Below are 21148 nucleotides of genomic sequence, written 5' to 3'. Positions count from 1 at the left end.
TCAGCCGCCGCCGAATTGCAGCCAGCCAGCCGCTAGTTCAACAGGTCCTTGTCGCTGCCAGTCTCGGTGCCGCGACGCGCACGCGCCCGACGCACGTAGTCCTTCAATTCTTCCTGCGCCTTGCGGACGTCGCCCTCGTATTTGACGATCGTGTCCAGTGTCTCGTTCACCAGTTCCTGATCGAGACTCTCGACGTTGAGCAGCGTCAGCGCCTTCACCCAATCGAGGGTTTCGCTGATACCCGGCAACTTTTTGAGATCGAGCTTGCGCAGCGATTGCACCACCGTGACGACTTCTTCCGCGAGCTTGGCCGCCGCCTCCGGCACCTTGAGCTTGACGATCGCGAGTTCCTGCGCGCGATCGGGAAAATCGATGTACAAATGCAGGCATCGACGCTTGAGCGCGTCCGACATTTCGCGCGCGTTGTTCGAGGTCAGGATCACCAGCGGGATGTGCTTGGCTTTGAGCGTGCCGAGCTCGGGCACCGTCACCTGGAAGTCCGATAACAGCTCGAGCAGAAATGCCTCGAATTCTGCATCCGCCTTGTCGATCTCGTCGATCAGCAGCACCGACCTCTGCTCGCTCGAGATTGCCTTTAAGAGCGGCCGGGGCAACACGAATCGCTCCGAGAAAAATACTTCGTCCTGTGCCGCGATCCGATCGACGGCCTCGGTGAGACTCTTGGCGCCGACCAGCACTTCGCTGATCTTGTCTTTCAGAATCTGGGTGTAGAGCAATTGCTTGGCGTACTCCCATTCGTAGAGCGCCTTGCCTTCATCCAGGCCCTCGTAGCACTGCAGGCGGATCATGTCGAAGCCGAGCGACGACGCGAGCACTTTCGCGAGATCGGTTTTGCCCACGCCCGCCGGCCCTTCGACCAGCACTGGCTTCTGCAGTTCGGTGGCCAGGTAGATGACAGTCGCGATTCGCCGGCTCGCGATATAATTGCCCTTGGCGAAACGCTCGATTACGTCCTCGATCGATGAAAACATCAATCCTCCTCGACGGCTGAGGCTGAAGGCGCAAGCCCAGCGCGGATGAAATCAAATATCATGGCTGGTTGATGGGAGGAAACCATTCGCCGCCACAAACGTATATCCACCGAGCGACCGAGTTCAGTGACCTGGTCAGTGGGAGATCCGGTTACCGAAATTTTAAAACCCAATTCCTTGCCGCATATTGACGTACGTCCGGCTTAGTAGGAGCATCGGCGTCCCGTAATGAAGTGGTCGCTCAAGGCTGCTTATGGAAGCAAAACCCGATCCTTGGAATACCCACGAGTGGTACAATCGGCGGCTCGAAATCCAACCCGGCAAGCCGCAGATGCAGCGTTATTGCATCCGATGCGGCCGCAACTTCGTGGACGATCTCTGGTGCGACGAGCGCTACGCCGCGCACGCCGCGATTTTTCATTTCGAGCGGCTCGCCGACGAAGTCACCGCGCGGTGGTTGATCGAGCCGTGCCCAGGCACGCATCTACCGTCGGATGACGACGATCGCAAACTCTTGAACGACGCTTCCAGAATTGAGCAATCCGTGAACGGTTCCCGTTCGATCTCCGCCGAGCGGCCGTCGAGCGTGACGCCGATTTCCGCTCTCCGCCGCCGCAGCGGCTGAACACCGCCGTTTCTTTTCTGTGATTCCGCGAATAGGTGCTCCACGCCGAAGGATCGCCGCATTCTAGATACCTCTCCCGTTACGTTACGGGAGAGGGACGGAAAGTCGCGCCCGGTCTCCGCACCCAGCGTCACTCCGTTATCTTGATCGGAGTGGCGGCGCGGTCGGCTTCATTTTAAAAGCCCGTTTTCGTCCTTTACTAACAGCGCGTAGCGCGCATCCTATCTTATTGCGATTCGGCCCTGCGGCCCGAAGTCGGCGTCGCGTCGCCCCAGGAAGCCCGAAACCCGTGAGGGGTTTCGGACTCTTATCTTCTTCTCTTTCCCCTCCTCAGATGTGCAGTTCTTCCCACACCTGCGCGCCGCGATCGAATCGATCGCGCGACAAATCGCTCGCGTCGAGCGCGCCGTATTTTCCATCCGCGATCAAGTCCGCGAGCGCTTGCCCCGTACCGTAGGATTGCATCACGCCGCGTCCGCTGAACGAATGCGCTTCGTAAACGCGCTTCGCCGCGCGCCCAATTATCGCACTGCGATCCGGACTCACTTCGTACAGCCCGGCCCACCCCGTCACGTGGCGCAGGCGCTCCATGCAACTCATGCGCGCGTACAACCGCGGCCAAATTTCGTTCTCGAAAAACGGCTCGCCGTCATAATTGAAGTGATAGCCGGGCGGCTCGTCGGGCGGTGAATAGCCCGCCAGGATATGCGCGCCCTCATTGTGAAAATACACGCCCGACGTATCGACGATCATTCCGTACGCGCCAAGATTCGTCACCCGATTATCGACCAGGCAAATCTGGCGACGCACCGGCTCGGTCCAGTTGCGAATCCCGAGCAACTTCATCGCCGCCGGCGACCATGCACCGCCCGCGACCACGATCGAATCCGCACTGAGATCGATCATCCGTCCCGTCTCGGCCTCGCCCGGCCCGTCCTGCGTCATCATCCTGACCAGGCCCGCGTCGGTGAGCGGCTCGTCGGATTGCCATGCTTCAAGCCGCACGCCGCTCGCGCCGGTCTCGATCGCAACCACGTACGCGCGATCGAGGAATTGCGCTCCCAGCTTTAGCGCGCGAGCGCGGTAATGCTCCTTCAACAAATTCGGATTGATCAAACCGTCGTTCGGCGAGAACGTCGCGCCCGCGATTCCATCGAGCTTGTCGATTTCAGGAACCTGCCGATTCACTTGCGCTGGAGTGAGCGCTTCGATCGCCTGCCCGAGTTCGCGCTGCAACGGAATGTGCTCGAGCGCGCTCGCGTAGGTCTCATCGTTGTACAGCCAGAGATAGCCCTTCTGCCGAAAGCCGAGCTCGTCGCGAAAGCGTTCGTAGTACTCGATCGACGCGCGGCAGAGCAGGATATTGACGCGCTGCCACCACGTCGCGCGCACGCCGCCCGCATTTTTCTCGCTCGAGCTGAGCCGCCCGCTTAGATCGATATCGACCGCCAGCGTGCGGATCGATCGCTCCGCGAGCGCCATCGCGATCGAGCTTCCGACCACGCCGGCGCCGACTACGATCACGTCGAATCGTTCGCCCGCTCTCACGCGATCGAGTCTAACAAAATCGCCGCCCTAAGCCCCTTGTGCGAGATGCCTTCAGACTGCAATTTTGATGTGATGTGCACGCTTGCGATTTACTACAAGGTTGCCGCCGATTGCCCGGTCGTGATTGCCGCCAATCGCGACGAGTTCCTCGACCGCCCGGCGACCGATCCGGCGACGCTGCTCGAGCATCCGCACGTCGTCGGCGGCAAGGATCTCAAGGCGGGCGGCACCTGGCTCGGCATCAACCAACACGGTCTGGTCGCAGGCTTGTTGAACCGCCGCAGTGAAAATGGCGGCAATCCAAATGCGCGATCGCGCGGCCAGCTCTGCCTCGACGCACTGCGCCATCAAAGCGCCGCCGACGCGGCCCGCTACGCATCGCAGCAACGCGGCGCCGACTACAATCCCTTCAACCTGCTCATCGTGTCACGCGAGCAGGCCTTCGTCGCCTACAATCGCGATGGCTCGATCGAGGTGGTCGAGCTGACGCCGGGGTTGCATCTGCTGTCGAATCTCAACGTGAATGATTTCGAATGTCCAAAAATCAGCGCCTCGTATGCCAAGTTCGCGCGGCTCGGCGACGACGCTGACTTCGTGCGCGATCCCGTCGCGCGCCGCACCGATCTCGCAACTCGACTAGCCGATCACAATACCCAACTCGATTCGCCGAGCGGCCGGTCCAACGCGCTCTGCCTGCACATGGACGGCTACGGGACCCGATCGTCGAGCATGATTTTCATGTCGGCGCGATCGCCAAGGATCGATCACTTCTTCGCGCCCGGTCCGCCCTGCCGCACACCCTACTCTATCGCCGCGGTGCCGCGCGGCGCTGCGCTCGATCAGACTTCGAAGTAGCCGACGATGCCCGCCAGCACGAAACACGCGATCGCGCTCGAGGCTGACGCGAGAAAAATCGACGCGAGGAACGGCGGTTCGATCACGAAAAACAGAATCACACCCGAAATAAACGCGATGATGCTCGCGGCGATCGCGAAGCCGAGGCTTACCCTGCGCAGTTGCGCCATCGCGATTCTCCGTCCGCCGCGCGAAAAATCCCGCCTGACGCCGAGCGATGCGCGCGTATAAAGTGTGGATGCATACCGATGAAACGCCTCGCGCCGAGGCTGATTGGGAGTCCTGAGATGCGCATGCGCCGACTTGCCCTTGCTTTGTTGATTCTGACAATCGCGGCGACGCTTGCAAGCGGCACCCGCGCCCTCGCACAGCGCGGACAAGCGAATCTCAGCTGGCAGCAGCGCTTCCTCGGCATCCTGCCGCTGGTCAAGCCCGACCCGAAGGATCCCGTCGCGGTCACTGTCAATGGCAAACCGATCACGGCGGCGGAGATTACCGATTACGCCAACACCGAGAAGCGAATGATCAATGCCACCAGTACCGAGGAAACCAAGGCGGTCTATCGCGACGCGATGGAAAATCTGATCAATCGCCAGCTTCTTCTGCAGGAAGCCGAGAAACGCAAGATTGCGATTCCCGACGCTGAAGTGGGGCAGCGCGCGCGCGAATTTCAGGTCGCGGGCGCCAGCGGACAGTCGGCTCCCGTCAGCGGCGCGCCGGACGAAATACTGATGACGCAGGTGCGCGGCTCGATGGAAATCGAGAAGATGCTCGAGGATGATTTCCGCGCCAACAACGTGCGGCCGACCGACGCGCAAATCAAATCGTACTACGAAGAGCACAAGGATCTGTTCGTCAAGGATCCGGGCGAAGTGCAGATCGCGCACCTCGCCGTCACGCTGCCGCCCAATCCTACCGACCAGCAGAAGAAAGCAGCCAGCGACAAGATCGTCAGGCTCTACAAGGAGGCGCAGAAGACCAAGGATTTCGCCGCGTTCGCCAAAGCCAACTCCGAAGACGCCAAATCGGCGGCCAAGGGTGGCGACCTGGGCTACTTTCATCCCGGACAATTGCCGCCGGTAGTGGACCGGATGGTCTTTTCGACGCCGGTCGGCCACACCACGCAAATCGTCGAATCCAACATGGGCTTCAGCTTCATCAAGGTGACGGCGCGGCGCGGCGAGACGATCGCGCCGCTATCGGAAGTGCGCGCGAAGATCGCGATGGTGCTGCTCGATTACAATGAGGAAGCGGTCTTGAAGACGCTGCTGAAGAAACTCGCGAAGAGCGCCAAGATCGATTTCAAAACGATGCCCGGACAGCCCAAACCCGGTCAGACCGTCTCGCAGCAGCCGGGCTAGCTCCTTCTCTCGATCGTCCCGGCTGCTCAGCCGCCGAGCGAATTGCGGATCGCCTTGACCATCGCGAGATTGTCTGAATGCCCCGTCTTCGACGCCGTCACGTGCGCGTACAGCGGCCGCCCGAGCAGGTAGAGATCGCCGATCAGGTCGAGCACCTTGTGCCGCGCGAACTCGTCGGCAAATCTGAGCGTGGTGTTTACCACTTTTTCATCATCGACCAGGATCAGATTGTCGAGACGCCCGCCGCTCGCGAGTCCAAGCTCCGCCATTCGTCGAAACTCGCGCACGAATCCGAACGTGCGCGCAGGCGCGATCTCGCGCGCATATGCTTCCGGCGAAGTCAGCTCGAAATGCACGTGCTGCACGCCGATCGGCTTTGGATAGTCGAGCGTGTAGTCGATCACCAGATGGTTCGCCGGCTCCAGCTTGATAAATTCCCGGCCCGCGCCCTCGTCGCCGATCACAATTTTCCTGGCTATTCGTATCGGCTCGATGATCGCATCCTGCTCGGCGACGCCCGCTTCGCTCAACTGCTTGCAGAACTCCAGCGCCGAGCCGTCGAGCGCGGGAACTTCGTCGTCGGTTTTGACGAGCAGGTTCACGATTCCGAACGCGTGCATCGCCGACATCAGATGCTCGACCGTCCTCACCGAACGGCCGCCGCTGGTCAGCGTGGTGTTGTAGCCGGTATCGGTCACGTTCTCGAGCCGCGCCGGAATCGCGGTCTCGTCGGCGAGCGACGAAAACACGATTCCGAATCCCTGTGGCGATGGGTGCAATATCACGCCGGTCTTGAGGCCCGTGTGTAGCCCCTGCCCGCCCATCACGATCGATCGCGCGAGCGTCCGCTGCGGAATCGCACCCGCGCGCACCGCCGCGCGCCTCGCAGCCTGCGGTTCGGCGTCGATCGCGAGCCTGTTCGACACTTGCGGCCCGGCGGTATCGCCTTCCAGCGCGCGCGCGATCGAACCCAGGAGTCCGCTCACCGAAAATGGTTTCTGGATAAAGTCCGCAGCGCCGAGCTTGGTGGCCGCGACCGCGTTCTGGATATTCGCGTGGCCCGAGATCATGATCACCGGCACGCGCGGTTGCTCCGCCTTGATCCGCCGCAGCAGCTCAATCCCGTCCATCTCGGGCATCCACACGTCGAGCAGCACGATCGCCGGATTTTCGCTCGCGATCAGGTCCATCACGCGCGGCGCGTTGCCCGTATCGACGACGCGAAATCCTTCGTCGCTCAAAATCCCGCGCAACGACGACCGAATCCGCTCCTCATCATCCACCACCAACACGGTCTCATTCACAGCAATTATTTCTCCGGAATCGCGCGGTCGCGCGGCAAGGGTCGCATCAGCCGATCGCCTTTGCGAATGCTTGATCTCTTACAGGAAATTCGATGACGAATCTACTTCCGCGCGGCTGGTTGTCCACCACCCGGACGAACCCATGATGGTCCGTCACCACCGCCGAAACGATCGCAAGGCCGAGTCCGGTGCCGCCGCGCTTGCTCGAATAGTACGGCTCGAAAATTCGCGTGCGCAGCCGCGGATCGATTCCCGGCCCGTTGTCCGCGACCTCCAGCGTCACCATCGACTTCGCGCGATACCATCGGCTCCGCACCTCGATCGACGGCCGCTCGCCGTTCAGCTTGTTGTACGCCGTCGTCGCGCCCACCGCGTTGTCGAGCAGATTGACCACCGCGCGTTTCATCGCCTCGCGATCGATCGGTATCAGCGGAATACTCGCGTCGAGTTCCAGGTTGAACTCCACCGCGGGATTGGCCTCGCGGAAGTTGCCGACCGCCTCGCTCGCCAGCGCGTTGATATCGTTCGGCACTGGATTCAGATGCGGCATCCGCGCGAACGACGAGAACTCGTTGACCAGCTTTTTCAAATCTTCAACTTCGCCGATGATCGTCTTGGTGCATTCCTCGACCAGCGCCGCCTCGATTCCGGGCCGCGACGCGAGTTGCCGGCGCATCCGCTCGGCCGACAACTGAATGGGCGTCAGCGGATTCTTGATTTCGTGCGCGATTCGCCGCGCGACTTCGCGCCACGCTTCCATCCGCTCCACTTTCGCGATCTGGCTGACGTCCTCGAAAAACAGCACCGTCCCCGCCGATCCATCCGCGCTGTCGCCGAGCGGACTCGCCGTCATCATCAGTTCGGCCTCCGCCCCTGCGACTTCGAGCTTCACCGTCAAACGCGCTTCGCGCGGACGCATCGCCGACGAAAACAGATCGTCGAGCGCCGACCCAAGCCGCGGCGGGAAACAGTTCAGATAGTGATTTCCAATCACCGACGCCCCATCGAGGCCGAGCAACCGTTCCGCGCAGGGATTGATCGTCGTGACGACGCCGTCGCTATCGAGGCCAACCACTCCCGCCGAGACGTTCGCCAGCAACGTCTCCGTGTATTGCCGCCGCCGCTCGAGTTCTTCCGCCGACGCGCGCAGATCCGACGTCATCTGGTTGAACGAATCCACCAGATGGCCGATCTCGTCGTCGCCCACCGCCGGAATCTTGTAGTTGAGATCGCCCCGCGCGATCGCCTGCGTCCCGCGCGCCAGCAACTTGATTGGGCCGGTGATTCCGCGCGCCAAAAACATCCCGAACCAGCTCGCCAGCGTCACCACCACCAGCCCAATCAGCACCAGCGTCATGATGTAACTGTTCAGGATCGGCTGGCGCAGGATGCGCAGTTGAAAATAATCTTCCGACACGTTCGAGATATCGCTCGCGCGCGTCGAAAGACTCTTCGGCAAATAATAATCCACCAGCACCGCGCCAATTACGTTGTCGCTTTCGGGCGACACGTAAATCGGCGCCGAACCGCGGATCACGTCCGCGCCGCCCAGGCGATCGGTGCGCGTTAGCGCCTGCCCCTTCAGCGTCTGCGAGATGATCGGTGAATCGGGCGAGGCGCCTATCCCGGTCGGAATCTTCGGACTGATATCGATCAGCAGCAGCTTGCGATCCGACGAAAACACCTCGATCGTGCCGAGGTTGTATTCCTGCTGGCGCTTGTCGATGAACAGTTTCAGCTCGTTGCGCCGGTTCGATGCCAGCAATCCGCGCGTCGCGATCTCACCGGCCAGCACGCGCGCGTAATGCGACGCGTTGTTGGCTGAATTCAGGTAGTAGGTCTTCGCGATTTCGAGCGAATCGTCCAGGATGTGCTCGTAGGCGGGATTGAACCAGCTATTGATATCGGCGTGCAGAAATACGCCCGACACGTAGAGCAGAAACGCGCTCGGTATCAGCGCCACCGCGATAAATCCCGCGACCAGCCGGACCTGCAACTTCGATCCGATAAGCCCGCGGCGCCGCTCGAAAATAACTTTCGCAAGATTGCGGCCGACCAGGAACAGCATCAGCCCGAGCAACAAAAAGCTCAGGTTGAACAGCGTGATAACCGCGAGGTTCGACCCGAGCGAAGTATGACGCGTCAGCGGCGGCAGCTCGGTCTGCGCCAGCACGAACGCGAGCAGCGTCGCAGCCGCCACGCCGACCGCAATCAGTTCGCGGCGGCGGCGCTTACGCTCCGCCAGGCGATGCGGACTTATCGATTTTTCCGAATTATTCAACGCCTCATCAGCGAGAATAGTATAGTCGCTATTATGCTGATGAGAATGCTCGTCGCCAGCGGAAAATAGAAGGTGAAATTGCCGCGTCGGATGTAGATGTCGCCCGGCAGCCGGCCAAAATACGGCGCCGACGAGAGTCCCCAAATCGCGAGCCCGGCGATCGCAATAGCGATCCCGGCGAACACCAGCGCTTTCCCTATCCCCGCCATCCCACTCGATAGAGCGCAGGCTGCCGTCTTAATACCTCTCCCGTTATTTTACGGGAGAGGAGGCCCGCCGCTCCGGCGGCGGGTAAGTGAAAGTGCTGGATCGCCTGTTCGTTCATCGCGCTGGATTCCACGATCTTCATCTGTGGCGACATCGTGCCACAGTTGGCGATGTTGCTCGCGAGGTAGCGAAAAATCGAAAACAAAGAGCCTACACCAGCACGCGATCCGGAGCCCTCACCGCCTCGTCGCGTTCCGCGACTTCGGCCGCATCTCCCGTAAAGGAACGGGCGAGGTTAGGATTAAGCGCACGGCGCGTGCTCACGCGTGCGCGTGCGCCTTAGCGCCCGCCGCCTCGCGCGCCGCGTGCGTCTCCTTGATTATCTTCTCCGCGACCGGCGCCGGCGCTTCTTCGTAATGCGAGAAATGCTGCTCGAACGATCCTCGTCCCGACGTGATCGAGCGGAGATCCGGCGCATACTTGAGCACTTCCGACATCGGCACTTGCGCCTTGATCACCTGCCCGTGCCCCTTCGAATCCATCCCGAGGACTTTACCGCGCCGCGAATTCAGATCGCCAATCACGTCGCCCATGCATTCGTCAGGGCACGCCACCTCAACCGCGACGATCGGTTCGAGAATGATCGGCTTCGCTTTTTCGAGCGCCGCCTTGAAGCCCATCGACGCCGCAATCTGGAACGCCATGTCCGACGAGTCGACGTCGTGATAGCTGCCGTCGAACACGGTGACTTTCACATCGACCATGGGATAGCCCGCGAGGAATCCCTCGGGCAGCGTGTTGCGTACGCCCTTCTCCACCGACGGGATAAAGTTGCGCGGAATCACGCCGCCGACAATCTGATCGACGAACTCGAAGCCCTTGCCGCGCGGATTGGGTTCAATCTTGAGCCAGCAATCGCCGTATTGGCCGCGCCCGCCGCTCTGCCGCTTGTACTTGCCCTGCGATTCAGCGCGCCCCTTGATCGTCTCCTTGTACGGCACCTTGGGCGCCTGCAGTTCGACATCGACGTTGAATTTTCGCCGCAGCTTCTCGACCGTCAGCTCGATATGCATCTGGCCGGTGCCGGACAATATGATGTCGTGCGTCTGCGGGTCGCGATGCATCTCCAAGGCGAGATCTTCCTCGAGCAGCTTCTGCAGCGCCGCTGAGGATTTCTCTTCGTCGTTCTTGCTCTTGGGCCGCACCGCAAACGAGATGACGCCGGTCGGACGCGTCAGCGGCGGCATCACCAGCACCGGCGCTTTCTCATCGCATAGCGTGTCGCCGGTCGTGGTATCTTTGAGTTTAGCGACCGCCACTATTTCGCCGGCGATCGCACTCGCGATCGGGCTTTGCTTCTTGCCTTCGAGCCGGAGCAACTGTCCGAAGCGTTCCTTCGATTCGCGCGACGAGTTGTAAACGGTCGCATCGCTCTGCGCGCGTCCCGAGATCACGCGGAAAATCGAGAGCTTGCCCGCGAACGGATCGATCACCGTCTTGAACACCAAAGCGCTCAGCGGTGCGGCCGGATCGGCGGGACGATTTTGCGCCTCGCCGGTGGTCGGATTCTGGCATTCCACCGGCGGACGTTCGTTGGGCGCCGGCAGCATGGTCATAATCGCGTCGAGCAATGGTCCCACGCCGACGTTCTTCGCGCCGGAGCCGCAAAACACTGGCGTTATTTTTCCAGCGAGGACGGCGGCGTGGAGGGCGCTTCGCACTTCCGCCTCTTCGAGCGTACCGGCCTCGAGGTATTTTTCGAGCAATGCGTCGTCGGTCTCAGCGACCGCTTCGAATACTGCGCTGCGCGCGGCTTCCGCCTGCGCTTTCAAGTCGCCGGACAGTTCTTCTTCTTTAGCTTTGCCGCTGGCATCGCTGTAGGTGAGCGCCTTCATCGCGAGCACGTCGATGACGCCCTTGAAATTGAGCTCTTCGCCAATCGGGATCGTCAATGCCACCGGATGCGCACCGAGAATCTTTTCAAGGTCCTTCATCGCCGAATCGAAACTGGTCCGTTCGCGATCGAGCCGTGACACGAACGCGATATGCGGGAGTTTCAGCTCTTCGGCCGCAGCCCAGATTTTTTCCGACTCGACTTTGGTGTCGGCGCCCGGACTGACCAGCATCACCACGCTATCGACGGCGCGCAGCGTCGTGATCGTCTCCGGCAAAAACGCGCTATAGCCGGGCGTATCGGCGAAAATTACTTCGGTCTTTTTCCAGTTGAAATGATGAAAGGCAGCGTTGATCGAGATGTGATGGTTGATTTCTTCAGGCTCGAAATCCGTCGCCGCGCTGCCATCGTCGGGACGGCCGAGCCGGGTTGTCGCGCCTGCGGTGAAGAGCATCGCATCGCAGAGCTGGGTCTTGCCGGTTCCACCCTGGCCCACGATCGCGATAGTCCTCAGACGTCCGATTTCCTCCACAGCCATAAAGAGTACCTCTCTTCATGCCCGCCGGGACCGACGCCGATCAAAAGGCGTCCAGCCCCGATCGAAGCAGTTTATTTAGGACTCGTTACATGTCGTCGTACGCGCCTTCGACGCTCACCTCTCCCGCAACTATACGCTCCACATTTTCGCCGATGTCCAGCAGCAGCGCGCCGTCGACGTCGATACCCTTCACCACGCCAGTCTTGCGCAACCCTCCGTCGAGAATCGACACGCGTTTGCCGGTGAGCGCCGAGTAGCGCTCCCACGCAGCACGCACCGACTCGAACCCACCGCTCAGAGTTTCCCTATAGCGAGAGTCGAGCAGAGAAAAAAGCGATTCGGCGATCGCAATTCGATCGCATGCATGGCCCGTAGCGATGCGCAGCGAAGTCGCCTTGTCCCGCAGTTCAGCCGGGAGGTCGTCGACGGTGAGATTTATATTGATGCCGATACCGAGCAGCACGCTCGATAGTTGCTGATGCGAATCGGAAAGCGCTTCGGCGATAATGCCGCCAGCTTTACGGCCGCGCAGCCATATGTCATTGGGCCACTTGAGGGCGACGATTCCCACTGCCTCGCGCTCCAGCGCCTCGGCCGCGGCGACACCCGCGACCAGGCTGAGTTTCGATACCTCGGCCAGCGAAATCGTCGGCCGCAAAATAATCGTCGCGTAGAGATTCACGCCCGACGGCGAATGCCACGTGCGGCCCATCCGGCCGCGCCCCGCGCTTTGCTTCTCGGCGATCACGACGGTGCCCTCGGCCGCATCGTTTGCAGCCAGTTCGCGCGCGAAGTTCTGCGTCGAGTCGATCTCCTCGAAGTAATGAATTCGCCAGCCAATCGTGCCGGGCGCGCCGCGTTCGATTCGAAGGTAAGGATTCTGCGCCATTCAGAGGACCTGGATTTTCAATTCAGAGAATTTGGATTCTCGTAATCACAGAACCTGGATTCTCATGCTGATATCGAGAAAGCGCGCCGAGTGAGTGAGCGCGCCGACGGAGATCAGATCGACGCCAGTCTCGGCAATTCCACGGACGGTATCGAGCGAGACGCCGCCCGATACTTCAAGTAAAACATTAGATTTCGCCAGCGCGCGCGCAAGGTGGATATCGGCGAGCGGCATGTTGTCGAGCAGGATCGCGTCGGCGCCTGCGCCCAGAGCCTCCTCGACCTGCGCCAGCGTCTCGCATTCGATTTCGACTTTCAGCGTGTGCGGCGCGAGGCGGTGCGCGCCCTGGATCGCTTTCGTCACCGAGCCCGCCGCCGCGATATGGTTCTCCTTGATCAGCACGCCGCTATCGAGTCCCACGCGATGATTGTGGCCGCCGCCCACGCGCACCGCGTATTTCTCGACGAGGCGGAGCCCCGGGTGCGTTTTGCGCGTGTCGATAATTTTCGCGCGCGTGCCCGCGACCGCATCGACGTAGGTGCGCGTAGTGGTCGCGACGCCGGAGAGCAGTTGCACGAAGTTCAGCGCGGTGCGCTCGCCGATCAGCAATCCTGCGAGATTGCCCTCGATCACCGCGAGCGTATCGCCAGCTTTCAGTTGCGCGCCCTCGGGCGCGAGTGAGGTCATTCGCGGATTCGTGCCGGTGAGTCGCATCACCTGCTCGATCAGCACGCCGCCGGCGAGAATAATGCGCGGTTCCTTGACGCGAATCGTCGCGCGGCCCTGCGCGCCGGGCGCGACCGTCGAAGCAGTCGTGATATCGCCCTGGCCTAAGTCTTCCGCCAGCGCGCGTCTGATGAGATCGGTCAGATCGATTTGTCTAAGGAGTTCCATTCAGGTTGGGTTAGATTTAGCGATCTCGTGACGCTCTCACTTCCATCACGCAAAGCTTAGACATTTCTCGTACCGAGCGAACTTGACCAACTTTGTCATTCTGAGGCTAAGGCTGCGACGCCGAAGAATCCCGGATCTTCACTGTACTGAATCGAGTTGTTTGATTTGTTGCTGTAATCGAAGAGTTAGAGATTGTAACTCGTCGAATCGCGACTTCACGTCCTCAATCGTGTCTGGGTCCGCCTTCTGCCTAAAGCCTTCGTCGTTCAGCCGTGCCTCATGCTGGCCTGCATGCTTTCGTGCTTCCTCAAGCTCCTTGTGAAGCTTTTGTCTGGTTCGCTGGTAATCGAATTCTGGTGGTACCTCAATTCCCACGTCAGCCCAAGCCAAGTGCGTCAAAACGGAGCGGAGCAATGGCCCTGATGCCTTGTCCCCCGAATATCGCCGAACGCTTTCCAGTTTGCCCAACACACGCACGTACTTTTCCCATTCCCATCTCTCGTCAGTTAAAGGCTCCGAGTGAATAATCACCGCGTTGACGCGCTGGCCGGGGTGCCATCCGAGCAGCGAGCGCAGCGAGTTGATCGCCTCGGTCGCCTCGATACAGTGCTGCATCGCGATCTGCTCGGCGTCCGACAGCGGATTCGACTCGAGCGGCTCGGGATACTTCGCGATCGGCAGATGCGGCGCGAGATTCGCTTCATCGAGATACGGGCGAATCACCTGCCAGATTTCTTCGGTGACGAACGGCATGAACGGATGCAACAATCGGAGCATCTGATCGAACACGTTCACCAGCACCCAGCGCGCCGCGGCCTGGCACTCACCGCCCGCTTTGAGCGGTTCTTTGGACAGCTCGATATACCAATCACAGAACTCGTGCCAGATGAATTGATAGAGCTTCATCGCGGCGACGTTGAATTCGTATGAATCGATCGAGCGCGTCACTTCGCGAATCGCGGAATCGAGGCGGCTCAGAATCCATCGTTCCGCCAAGCCGAGCTGACTGATTTCGACTTTCGGCAGGGGCTCGGGCGCGCCGTCGAGATTCATCTTCACGAAGCGCGCGGCGTTCCAGATTTTGTTCGCGAATGCGCGCGCCGCGGCGAACCGATCATGCGACAGGATCACGTCGCGGCCCTGCGCCGCCAGTTGCGCGAGCGTGAACCGCACCGCGTCGGCGCCGTATTGTTCCATCAGGTCGAGCGGGTCAACGACGTTGCCCTTCGACTTGGTCATCTTCTTGCCGAGTTCATCGCGCACCAGCGGCGTGATGTACACGTCCTTGAACGGCACCTTGCCGGTGAACTCGAGGCCGAACATCATCATGCGCGCGACCCAGAAAAAGATGATATCGAAGCCGGTCAGCAGCAGGCTGGTCGGATAGTAGCGGCGAAGGTCCGGCGTGTCGTCGGGCCATCCGAGCGTCGAAATTGGCCACAGGCCCGAGCTGAACCAGGTGTCGAGCACGTCGTCATCCTGGATGATATCGGAGCCGTCGCACTCGGGGCATCGCTGCGGACGTTCCATCGCGACGACGAGGTGATCGCATCGCGCGCATCGATACGCGGGAATGCGATGGCCCCACCAGAGTTGCCGCGAGATGCACCAGTCGTGGATGTTTTCGAGCCAGTTGAAAAAGGTGTTCTCCCAGAACTTCGGATGGAAAGTCGTGTCGCCGTTGCGCACCGCCTCGATCGCGCGATCGGCCATCTCGCGCATCGCCAAGAACCACTGCTCGGAGAGCATCGGCTCGACGACGGTATCGCATCGCGAGCACACGCCGATCGAATGCGAATGCGGCTCGATTTTTTCGAGCAGGCCGGCGGCTTCGAGATCCTTGACGATTTGCTTGCGCGCTTCTTCGCGCGACATCCCGCGATACACGCCGCCGTTCTCGTTGATGTTGGCGCGGCCGTCGAGAATTGAAATTTGCTCGAGGCCGTGTCGTTGGCCGAGCTCGAAGTCCACGGGATCGTGGCCGGGCGTGACCTTCAGCGCGCCAGTGCCGAATTCCCGATCGATCGCCGCGTCCGCGATTATCTTGATCTCGCGACCGACCAGCGGTAGTGCGACCGTCTTGCCGACGAGCGCGGTGTAGCGCTCATCATTGGGATTCACGGCGACCGCGGTGTCGCCGAGCATCGTCTCGGGGCGCGTGGTCGCGATCGTGATCGCGCCGCTGCCATCGGCCAGCGGATACCTGATGTACCAAAGATGCGCCTGCGCATCCTTGTGATCGACTTCGAGATCGGAGAGCGCCGTTTCGCATCGCGGGCACCAGTTGATCATCCGCTTGGCGCGGTAAATGAGGCCCTTGTGGTAAAGATCGACGAAGACTTTCGTCACCGCGCGCGACAGGCCCGGATCGAGCGTGAAGCGTTCGCGGCTCCAATCGCACGACGCGCCGAGCCGTCGAAGCTGATTGAGGATTCTGCTGCCGTACATCTCGCGCCATTCCCAGACGCGATTGACGAACGCGTCGCGGCCCATCGTATGCCGATTCTTTTTTTCCTTGGCCAGGTCCTTTTCGACCGCGTTCTGCGTTGCGATGCCGGCGTGGTCGGTGCCAGGCAGCCAGAGCGTGTTGTAACCCTGCATCCGCCGCGTGCGGACGATGATGTCCTGCAGCGAGACGTTGAGCGCGTGGCCGAGATGGAGCTGGCCGGTGACGTTGGGCGGCGGTATGACGACGGAGAAAACCTTGCCGTCGCGATTGGGGTCGGCGGTGAAGTAGCCGAGGTCGATCCAGCGCTGGAACCATCGCTCCTCGGCGGCTTTCGAGTCGAAAGTTTTGGGCAAATCCACTGGCAATTTCCTGATGCGGCCGGTAACTTGGCCGAGGTCGTCTAGCGCGCTAATCCGCGCGGTCGAAAAAAGGGCGCAACTCGCCCTTGAGTCGAATCATATTGAGCACGCACGCACCTCTCAAGCTCAGTTTAGGAAGTCGATTCGGGCCCGTTGACTGTTCTGATACGTTATCGGGGCATGGCGACGCTCGCCGCAAATCGAATTGATCCACCCAGGCGCGTTTGGTTCGTCGCCGCGCTGGTTCTCGTCACCGCAGGAACCGCCTACCCGATCTACCTTTCGGGTTCAGTCCAAAAGTGGGAAACGTCGTTTGCAGCGAGCACACCACATTTCTATTTCGACGTCTTCATCGCGTTGCTTGCGCTGTGGCCTTTTAAAACCATCGTCAGCGCGAGCCTACGGATTTCGATCGCGATCAGCTTTGCCGTCGCAGGTGCGAGCAAGATTCTGCTTTGGGAGGAGCCCCAGTTAGCCGGAATTCTGCCATTCGTTATAGTGGCGAGCGAATACTTTGGACTGCTGCAATTCCTTCGCTATTGCCTGATATTTGGCCGGCCAACTCCCGCACCAACGCGGATATGGCGCGTAGTGCTCCTCGTAGTCAGTCTGGCGACCTTCGGGGTTGGAATGTTCTACGCGCTGGTTCTGCCTGGCCGGAAAGGCGTGGAGGCCATTGAACGGAAACAATATGGCGTCGCGATCAGGTATTTGACGGCAGAAATCTGGCTGTCTCCAGTCGATAATCCAGATTCCTTCCTGCAGCGCGGGCGAGCCTACTATCTGGCTGGTCGCAATGATCGCGCACTCGCCGACTTCGACACGGGGATACGTCTTAGCCCCGACTACGCAAACGCCTACCTCTGGCGCGGGAGCGTGTTGCTGCTCGAAGATCGTCAAAGTCGTGCGATCGCAGATTTCAGCGAAGCAATACGACTCGATCCCAGCTCCGGGTTTGCATACAAGGGGCGCGGCATCGCGTACCTCGACAGGGGCGATTACCAACGCGCCATCAACGACCTGGATACCGCGACCCGCCTGGACCCGAGCATGGACGTCTATCGCAGCCGGGCAGTGAGCTATTTTCGACTTGGCGAGTTCGATCACGCGATCGGCGATCTCGATGAAGCGATTCGGCGGAAACCCAATGACGCGTGGGCATACTACTTGAGAGGGATAACGTATTCCGCCAAGGGCGATCAGGAGCGCGCCGCCGCCGACTTCCAGAATGCGATCCGCATCGCTAGCGAAGCTCTGCACGCAAACGCCCGCGATGCGAGGGCGCACGAGGCGATCGCCTGGATGCTGGCCACTTGCCCCCAGCCAGATCGCCGCGACGGCAAAAGAGCGATCGAATACGCTCGCAAAGCCGCGGATCTGACGGAGTGGAAGAAGGCAAGAGTGCTCGACGCCCTTGCTACTTCCTATGCGGAAGCTGGCGACTTTGATGATGCGGTCAAGTGGGAGCAAAAGGCCATCGCACTGGCTGATGAACCGCAACCACCCAGGCATGAACGACTCGACCTTTTCAAACAGAAGCTGGCGTATCACGAAAAATAGTTGAGTCGTTGGCGCATAAATTGCGGCTTGTAAAAGCGGGGCGCTTAATAATATCGTGCGCATGCACTGACTTGGGGGATTGACCTGACTAATCCGTGCTTGCAGGGGAGAATAAATGTTTGAAGCACTTCGAAAATTCGGAATAGCGGCCGCGATCGGAACGATGGTGCTGGCTGGCGCTGTGGCCGGATGCGGTTCGATGTCGAGCAATCACGTGGATTGCAACGTAGTGAAGTTGCAGCAACAGTCCGGCCGCTCTGATTCGGAGATCGCAGCCGCGATCGGCGCGAGCGTTTCGGACGTATCGTCGTGCGCCGCGGGACCCGCAAAATCAGGCAACAAATCGTCGGGCGGAGTGCCGGACAGCTACTAATCTTCGATCGATCAAAGTGGTGCGAGAGGGGGGACTTGAACCCCCACGAGCTTGCGCTCACAAGGTCCTGAGCCTTGCGCGTCTGCCATTCCGCCACTCTCGCTCAACGGCGAACTAAGAGATTTAACCGGCTGAAGATTCCAATTCAAGACGGCGGCGATTTAATTGCGGCGTCTTGAGCGGCGCGGCGCGGTGAAACGAAACACGATTCGCAGTTACGATGAGTGAGCGCGTGCGCGGCGCGATCGCGCTGGCCGCGGCGCCGGGGTCATCTTCGCTCGCGCTGGATCTGAGCGCGGGCGACGGGCTATCCAGCGGGATGCTCGCGGAGCGGGGCTGGCGCGTAATCTCGACCGAGTACCGCACCAAAAAACCCGGCTGGGTCGCCGCCAATCTCGATCGCGACCTGCCGTTTCGCGATAGTCGATTCGATCTCGTGCTGATGCTCGAAGTGATCGAGCATCTGGCGGACATCCCGCATGCGCTCGGCGAAATCGGGCGAGTGCTGCGGCCGGGCGGCACTGCGATCGTCACCACGCCCAACCGGCTGAACGTATCTTCGCGAATTCACTATCTGCTGAGCGGCTACTACAAGGGGCGGCGCGCGCCCCTGCCCTATCGCTATCGCGTCGAGGACGGGCGCAACTGGCACGTGATGGGTCTCAACGATCTGCACTGGATAGCGTGGGGCGCTGGGCTCAGGCTGGACGCGCTGGGGCGCAGCAAGCGCAAACTGCGCGCGCGCATCCTCGCGCCGATGCTGTATCCATTCATCGCGGGGTTTTCCTGGATGCTCTATTGCCGACGCGTCAAGGATCCCGCGCAGCGCGCGATCAATCGCGAATTGTTCGGTTTCATGACGAGTTCGAGTCTGCTGATGGACGAGAATATCGTGATGCGCTTTCGTAAAGTCGGCGGCGGCGCCGATTCGATTCCCGATTGACGCAAGCGCCCGGGCGTGAATTGAAAACGTCGATCATCATCGCGACTCATGCGCGTCCCGATTCGCTCAAGCGGCTGCTGGGGAGCCTCGCATCGCAAATCGATACCAGCCGGCGCGAAGTTTTCATCGCGGAGAACGGCACCGCGCAGCCGGCGCAAATCAGGCCGGGGATTGTCGAGCATCGGCATCTGCACGAGCCGCGCGCGGGCAAATGCCGCATCCAGAATCGCGCACTTCGCGAGGCTGCGGGCGACATCGTAGTTTTTCTCGACGACGATTTGATCGTCGCGCCCGGCTATCTCGACGCGGTCGAGGCGTTCTTCGATTCGCATCGCGAGTTCGCGGCGATGAAGGGCCGCATCCTGGCGGCGGAAGATCCCGAGCGCATAGTCGGTCCGATGTCAGTGTACCTCGATTTGCCGATCGTCGATCACGGCGACGAAGTTTGCGAAGTGCGCGGCGTGCTAGGCGCCAACATGGCGTTTCGCGCCTCGGCGCTCAACGCGGTCGGGCCCTTCGACGAACGGCTTGGACCCGGCGCGTGCGGTCATGAAGAGGAGACCGAGATGTCAGCGCGGCTGCGGCGCGCGGGATATCGAATCGGCTATGCGCCGGCCGCGCTGGTCTATCATGACGTTGATCCCGCGCGCGCCGATCGCGAGCGTTTCATCACGGTCGCGCGGGAGCGCGGCAGATGCCGCATGATTCACGAGGATCATTCGGCGTTCGAGGTCATCAGCAAGAATGCGATCGCGATCGCGCGTCTTCGCTTCGCGCATCTGATTGGCGCGAGCATGGCGCGCATCGCGCGTGAAGAGCGGCGCCTCGCGATCGCGCGCGGGATGTTCGACGGTCTCGCGGTCAAGGTTCGCTGAATTTTACTTCGCGATCGAATCGACCAGCGCTTTCAGCTCGTTGCCGTAGCGCGACCAGGTGAATTTCTCCGCGGTGGCGCGCGCTTCCGAAGCGAGACTCGACGGCGAGTCCAACAGAGCGCCGAGCCGAAGCGCAATCTCGCCCGGATCGGTGGGGTCCTCGACGATGAAGCCGCGCATCGACGCCGGGGTCAATTCGGCGACGCCGCAGAACGCGCTGGTGAGCACCGGCAGGCCGCTCGCCATCGCTTCCATCACAACGTTGCCGAACGGTTCGAACATCGAGGGCAGCGCGAACGCGTCGGCGGCGCGCAGCAATTCTTCGACATTGGACTGCGAGCCGGCGAAGATCACGCGTTCGAGCACGTTCAATTCATCGGCGCGGCGCGCGTACGAATTGCGATCGCGATCGCTGCCGACGACCAGCAAAAATGTGCCGCCGCCGAGCAGCGGCCACGCCTCAATCAGGAAGCCGAGACCCTTGCGCGCGAATCCGTTGCCAATGAAGATCACGAGCCGCGCGCTCGCGGGGATTCCAAACCGGCGGCGGACTTCGTCGCGCTCCGAAAACTGCTCGCGCGCGGGCCGGAAGCGTTCGAGATCGACGCCGTTGTAGATCGTGAGCGCTTTTTCAGGCGGCAGGTGGAACGTATCGATCAGATCGTTGCGCACCAACTCGGAGACTGCGAGCGCGCGCTTCAGACTCGAAGCGCGAAACCCGCGCCGCTCGACGAGCATCTGCACCTGATGATACGGGCTGAGGCGCATCGCGAGCGCGCCGCTTCTGCCGCGCCATTTCCGCGCCGCGCGCAGATAGCTCGCGTGAGCGCCGCCGCCCGAGCGCATCAGGTCGGCGCCGATCACGCGCGCGAAACTCAAGATCAAGTCGGCGCGATCGCGTCGTGCCGCAGGCGCCGCGGCGTACGCGAATCTGAGCAACGACAACGCGCGTCCGAGGCGCGCGCCGCCGACGCGGCGAACTCGCCAATCGCCGGTTGCGCTGCGAACTTCGTCGGCTAGAATCGTGATCTCATGACCGGCTGCGCGGAGAATTTCGGCAGTGATGATCAGGTCGCGCTCGGTACCGCCGCCTGCCGTATCGAAGCGCCGCGCGACGAGTGCTATGCGCATATTTTGGCGCGTCCATGCGCCGAAATCGCCGTGCGCGCGCTCGCGGTACCCCGATGCGCGCCCGCGATCG

The 21148-nt window shown here is 61.1% G+C and carries 18 protein-coding genes and 1 tRNA gene; 7 read left to right on the top strand and 12 right to left on the bottom strand.

The features are described 5' to 3' along the window. Positions 1 to 32: 32 nt before the first annotated feature. A complete protein-coding gene (locus tag Q7S58_RS12360) occupies positions 33 to 992 on the bottom strand; it encodes a MoxR family ATPase (protein WP_304825769.1) in 960 nt (319 codons plus the stop codon). Between the two features lie 253 nt (positions 993 to 1245). Between Q7S58_RS12360 and Q7S58_RS12355 the strand changes: the two genes are divergently transcribed. Beyond that, on the top strand, positions 1246 to 1617 hold the full coding sequence (locus tag Q7S58_RS12355; protein ID WP_304825766.1) for a hypothetical protein: 372 nt from the start codon (positions 1246 to 1248) through the stop codon (positions 1615 to 1617). A gap of 330 nt (positions 1618 to 1947) precedes the next feature. Here Q7S58_RS12355 and Q7S58_RS12350 read toward each other — a convergent pair whose 3' ends face one another. After that, on the bottom strand, positions 1948 to 3165 hold the full coding sequence (locus Q7S58_RS12350; RefSeq protein WP_304825763.1) for an FAD-binding oxidoreductase: 1218 nt from the start codon (positions 3163 to 3165) through the stop codon (positions 1948 to 1950). Positions 3166 to 3237: 72 nt separating this feature from the next. On the opposite strand from Q7S58_RS12350, the gene Q7S58_RS12345 reads away from it, so the two are divergent. Next, positions 3238 to 4020 (top strand): NRDE family protein, encoded by a 783-nt coding sequence (locus tag Q7S58_RS12345; protein ID WP_304825759.1) that lies wholly within the window; start codon positions 3238 to 3240, stop codon positions 4018 to 4020. Here Q7S58_RS12345 and Q7S58_RS12340 read toward each other — a convergent pair. After that, entirely contained in the window at positions 4005 to 4190 is a 186-nt protein-coding gene (locus Q7S58_RS12340) for a hypothetical protein (RefSeq protein WP_304825756.1), read from the bottom strand. The two genes, Q7S58_RS12345 and Q7S58_RS12340, sit on opposite strands and share 16 nt — an antisense overlap. A 123-nt stretch (positions 4191 to 4313) precedes the next feature. Between Q7S58_RS12340 and Q7S58_RS12335 the strand changes: the two genes are divergently transcribed. After that, positions 4314 to 5381, top strand: a complete 1068-nt coding sequence (locus tag Q7S58_RS12335) for a peptidylprolyl isomerase (protein WP_304825754.1) — start codon at positions 4314 to 4316, stop codon at positions 5379 to 5381. A 26-nt stretch (positions 5382 to 5407) separates the two neighbouring features. Here the strand turns inward: Q7S58_RS12335 and lpxC are convergent, their stop codons facing one another. From lpxC to Q7S58_RS12300, 7 genes are all read right to left on the bottom strand, one after another. Continuing rightward, on the bottom strand, positions 5408 to 6685 hold the full coding sequence (gene lpxC / locus Q7S58_RS12330; protein ID WP_304825750.1) for a UDP-3-O-acyl-N-acetylglucosamine deacetylase: 1278 nt from the start codon (positions 6683 to 6685) through the stop codon (positions 5408 to 5410). A 46-nt stretch (positions 6686 to 6731) separates the two neighbouring features. After that, positions 6732 to 8966 carry an ATP-binding protein gene (locus Q7S58_RS12325; protein WP_304825747.1) on the bottom strand — a complete coding sequence of 745 codons (2235 nt, stop codon included), beginning with the start codon at positions 8964 to 8966 and terminating at the stop codon, positions 6732 to 6734. Continuing rightward, positions 8963 to 9175, bottom strand: coding sequence for a DUF2905 domain-containing protein (locus Q7S58_RS12320; protein WP_304825744.1), 213 nt, complete (start codon positions 9173 to 9175; stop codon positions 8963 to 8965). Before Q7S58_RS12320 ends, Q7S58_RS12325 begins: the two co-directional genes overlap by 4 nt. A gap of 318 nt (positions 9176 to 9493) precedes the next feature. Next, the gene (gene fusA, locus Q7S58_RS12315; protein WP_304825742.1) at positions 9494 to 11605 is read right to left on the bottom strand and encodes an elongation factor G; all 2112 of its coding nucleotides are present in this window, start codon (positions 11603 to 11605) and stop codon (positions 9494 to 9496) included. 85 nt (positions 11606 to 11690) lie between these two features. Then, positions 11691 to 12494 carry a biotin--[acetyl-CoA-carboxylase] ligase gene (locus tag Q7S58_RS12310; protein ID WP_304825738.1) on the bottom strand — a complete coding sequence of 268 codons (804 nt, stop codon included), beginning with the start codon at positions 12492 to 12494 and terminating at the stop codon, positions 11691 to 11693. A gap of 45 nt (positions 12495 to 12539) precedes the next feature. After that, positions 12540 to 13388 (bottom strand): carboxylating nicotinate-nucleotide diphosphorylase, encoded by an 849-nt coding sequence (gene nadC, locus Q7S58_RS12305; RefSeq protein ID WP_304825735.1) that lies wholly within the window; start codon positions 13386 to 13388, stop codon positions 12540 to 12542. A 138-nt stretch (positions 13389 to 13526) separates the two neighbouring features. Further along, on the bottom strand, positions 13527 to 16196 hold the full coding sequence (locus Q7S58_RS12300; protein WP_304825732.1) for a valine--tRNA ligase: 2670 nt from the start codon (positions 16194 to 16196) through the stop codon (positions 13527 to 13529). Positions 16197 to 16376: 180 nt separating this feature from the next. Here Q7S58_RS12300 and Q7S58_RS12295 point away from each other — a divergent pair, with 180 nt between their 5' ends. Both Q7S58_RS12295 and Q7S58_RS12290 read left to right on the top strand, forming a co-directional pair. Then, positions 16377 to 17756 carry a tetratricopeptide repeat protein gene (locus Q7S58_RS12295; RefSeq protein ID WP_304825729.1) on the top strand — a complete coding sequence of 460 codons (1380 nt, stop codon included), beginning with the start codon at positions 16377 to 16379 and terminating at the stop codon, positions 17754 to 17756. Positions 17757 to 17871: 115 nt separating this feature from the next. After that, entirely contained in the window at positions 17872 to 18129 is a 258-nt protein-coding gene (locus Q7S58_RS12290) for a hypothetical protein (protein WP_304825726.1), read from the top strand. 17 nt (positions 18130 to 18146) lie between these two features. Here the strand turns inward: Q7S58_RS12290 and Q7S58_RS12285 are convergent. After that, positions 18147 to 18232, bottom strand: a tRNA-Leu gene (locus tag Q7S58_RS12285). Between the two features lie 117 nt (positions 18233 to 18349). On the opposite strand from Q7S58_RS12285, the gene Q7S58_RS12280 reads away from it, so the two are divergent. Together Q7S58_RS12280 and Q7S58_RS12275 are read left to right on the top strand one after the other, a co-directional pair. After that, positions 18350 to 19072 carry a class I SAM-dependent methyltransferase gene (locus Q7S58_RS12280; protein WP_304825723.1) on the top strand — a complete coding sequence of 241 codons (723 nt, stop codon included), beginning with the start codon at positions 18350 to 18352 and terminating at the stop codon, positions 19070 to 19072. A gap of 20 nt (positions 19073 to 19092) precedes the next feature. Next, positions 19093 to 19947: a glycosyltransferase family 2 protein gene (locus Q7S58_RS12275; protein ID WP_304825721.1), complete on the top strand. Its 855-nt coding sequence runs from the start codon at positions 19093 to 19095 to the stop codon at positions 19945 to 19947. Between the two features lie 3 nt (positions 19948 to 19950). On the opposite strand, the gene Q7S58_RS12270 is transcribed toward Q7S58_RS12275, so the two are convergent. Further along, the gene (locus tag Q7S58_RS12270) at positions 19951 to 21078 is read right to left on the bottom strand and encodes a glycosyltransferase family 4 protein (RefSeq protein WP_304825719.1); all 1128 of its coding nucleotides are present in this window, start codon (positions 21076 to 21078) and stop codon (positions 19951 to 19953) included. Between the last annotated feature and the right edge of the window lie 70 nt (positions 21079 to 21148).

It is taken from the genome of Candidatus Binatus sp., assembly GCF_030646925.1.
Classification (GTDB): Bacteria; Desulfobacterota; Binatia; order Binatales; family Binataceae; genus Binatus.
Note: the sequence above shows the minus strand (reverse complement) of the source record. Positions and strands in the feature narration are given on the sequence as shown.

Coding starts and splice junctions, on each gene's coding strand:
- Q7S58_RS12360 (WP_304825769.1), bottom strand. CDS start 992: ATGTTTTCATCGATCGAGGACGTAATCGAGCGTTTCGCCAAGGGCAAT.
- Q7S58_RS12355 (WP_304825766.1), top strand. CDS start 1,246: ATGGAAGCAAAACCCGATCCTTGGAATACCCACGAGTGGTACAATCGG.
- Q7S58_RS12345 (WP_304825759.1), top strand. CDS start 3,238: ATGTGCACGCTTGCGATTTACTACAAGGTTGCCGCCGATTGCCCGGTC.
- Q7S58_RS12340 (WP_304825756.1), bottom strand. CDS start 4,190: ATGGCGCAACTGCGCAGGGTAAGCCTCGGCTTCGCGATCGCCGCGAGC.
- Q7S58_RS12335 (WP_304825754.1), top strand. CDS start 4,314: ATGCGCCGACTTGCCCTTGCTTTGTTGATTCTGACAATCGCGGCGACG.
- Q7S58_RS12320 (WP_304825744.1), bottom strand. CDS start 9,175: ATGGCGGGGATAGGGAAAGCGCTGGTGTTCGCCGGGATCGCTATTGCG.
- fusA (WP_304825742.1), bottom strand. CDS start 11,605: ATGGCTGTGGAGGAAATCGGACGTCTGAGGACTATCGCGATCGTGGGC.
- Q7S58_RS12310 (WP_304825738.1), bottom strand. CDS start 12,494: ATGGCGCAGAATCCTTACCTTCGAATCGAACGCGGCGCGCCCGGCACG.
- nadC (WP_304825735.1), bottom strand. CDS start 13,388: ATGGAACTCCTTAGACAAATCGATCTGACCGATCTCATCAGACGCGCG.
- Q7S58_RS12295 (WP_304825729.1), top strand. CDS start 16,377: ATGGCGACGCTCGCCGCAAATCGAATTGATCCACCCAGGCGCGTTTGG.
- Q7S58_RS12290 (WP_304825726.1), top strand. CDS start 17,872: ATGTTTGAAGCACTTCGAAAATTCGGAATAGCGGCCGCGATCGGAACG.
- Q7S58_RS12280 (WP_304825723.1), top strand. CDS start 18,350: ATGAGTGAGCGCGTGCGCGGCGCGATCGCGCTGGCCGCGGCGCCGGGG.
- Q7S58_RS12270 (WP_304825719.1), bottom strand. CDS start 21,078: ATGCGCATAGCACTCGTCGCGCGGCGCTTCGATACGGCAGGCGGCGGT.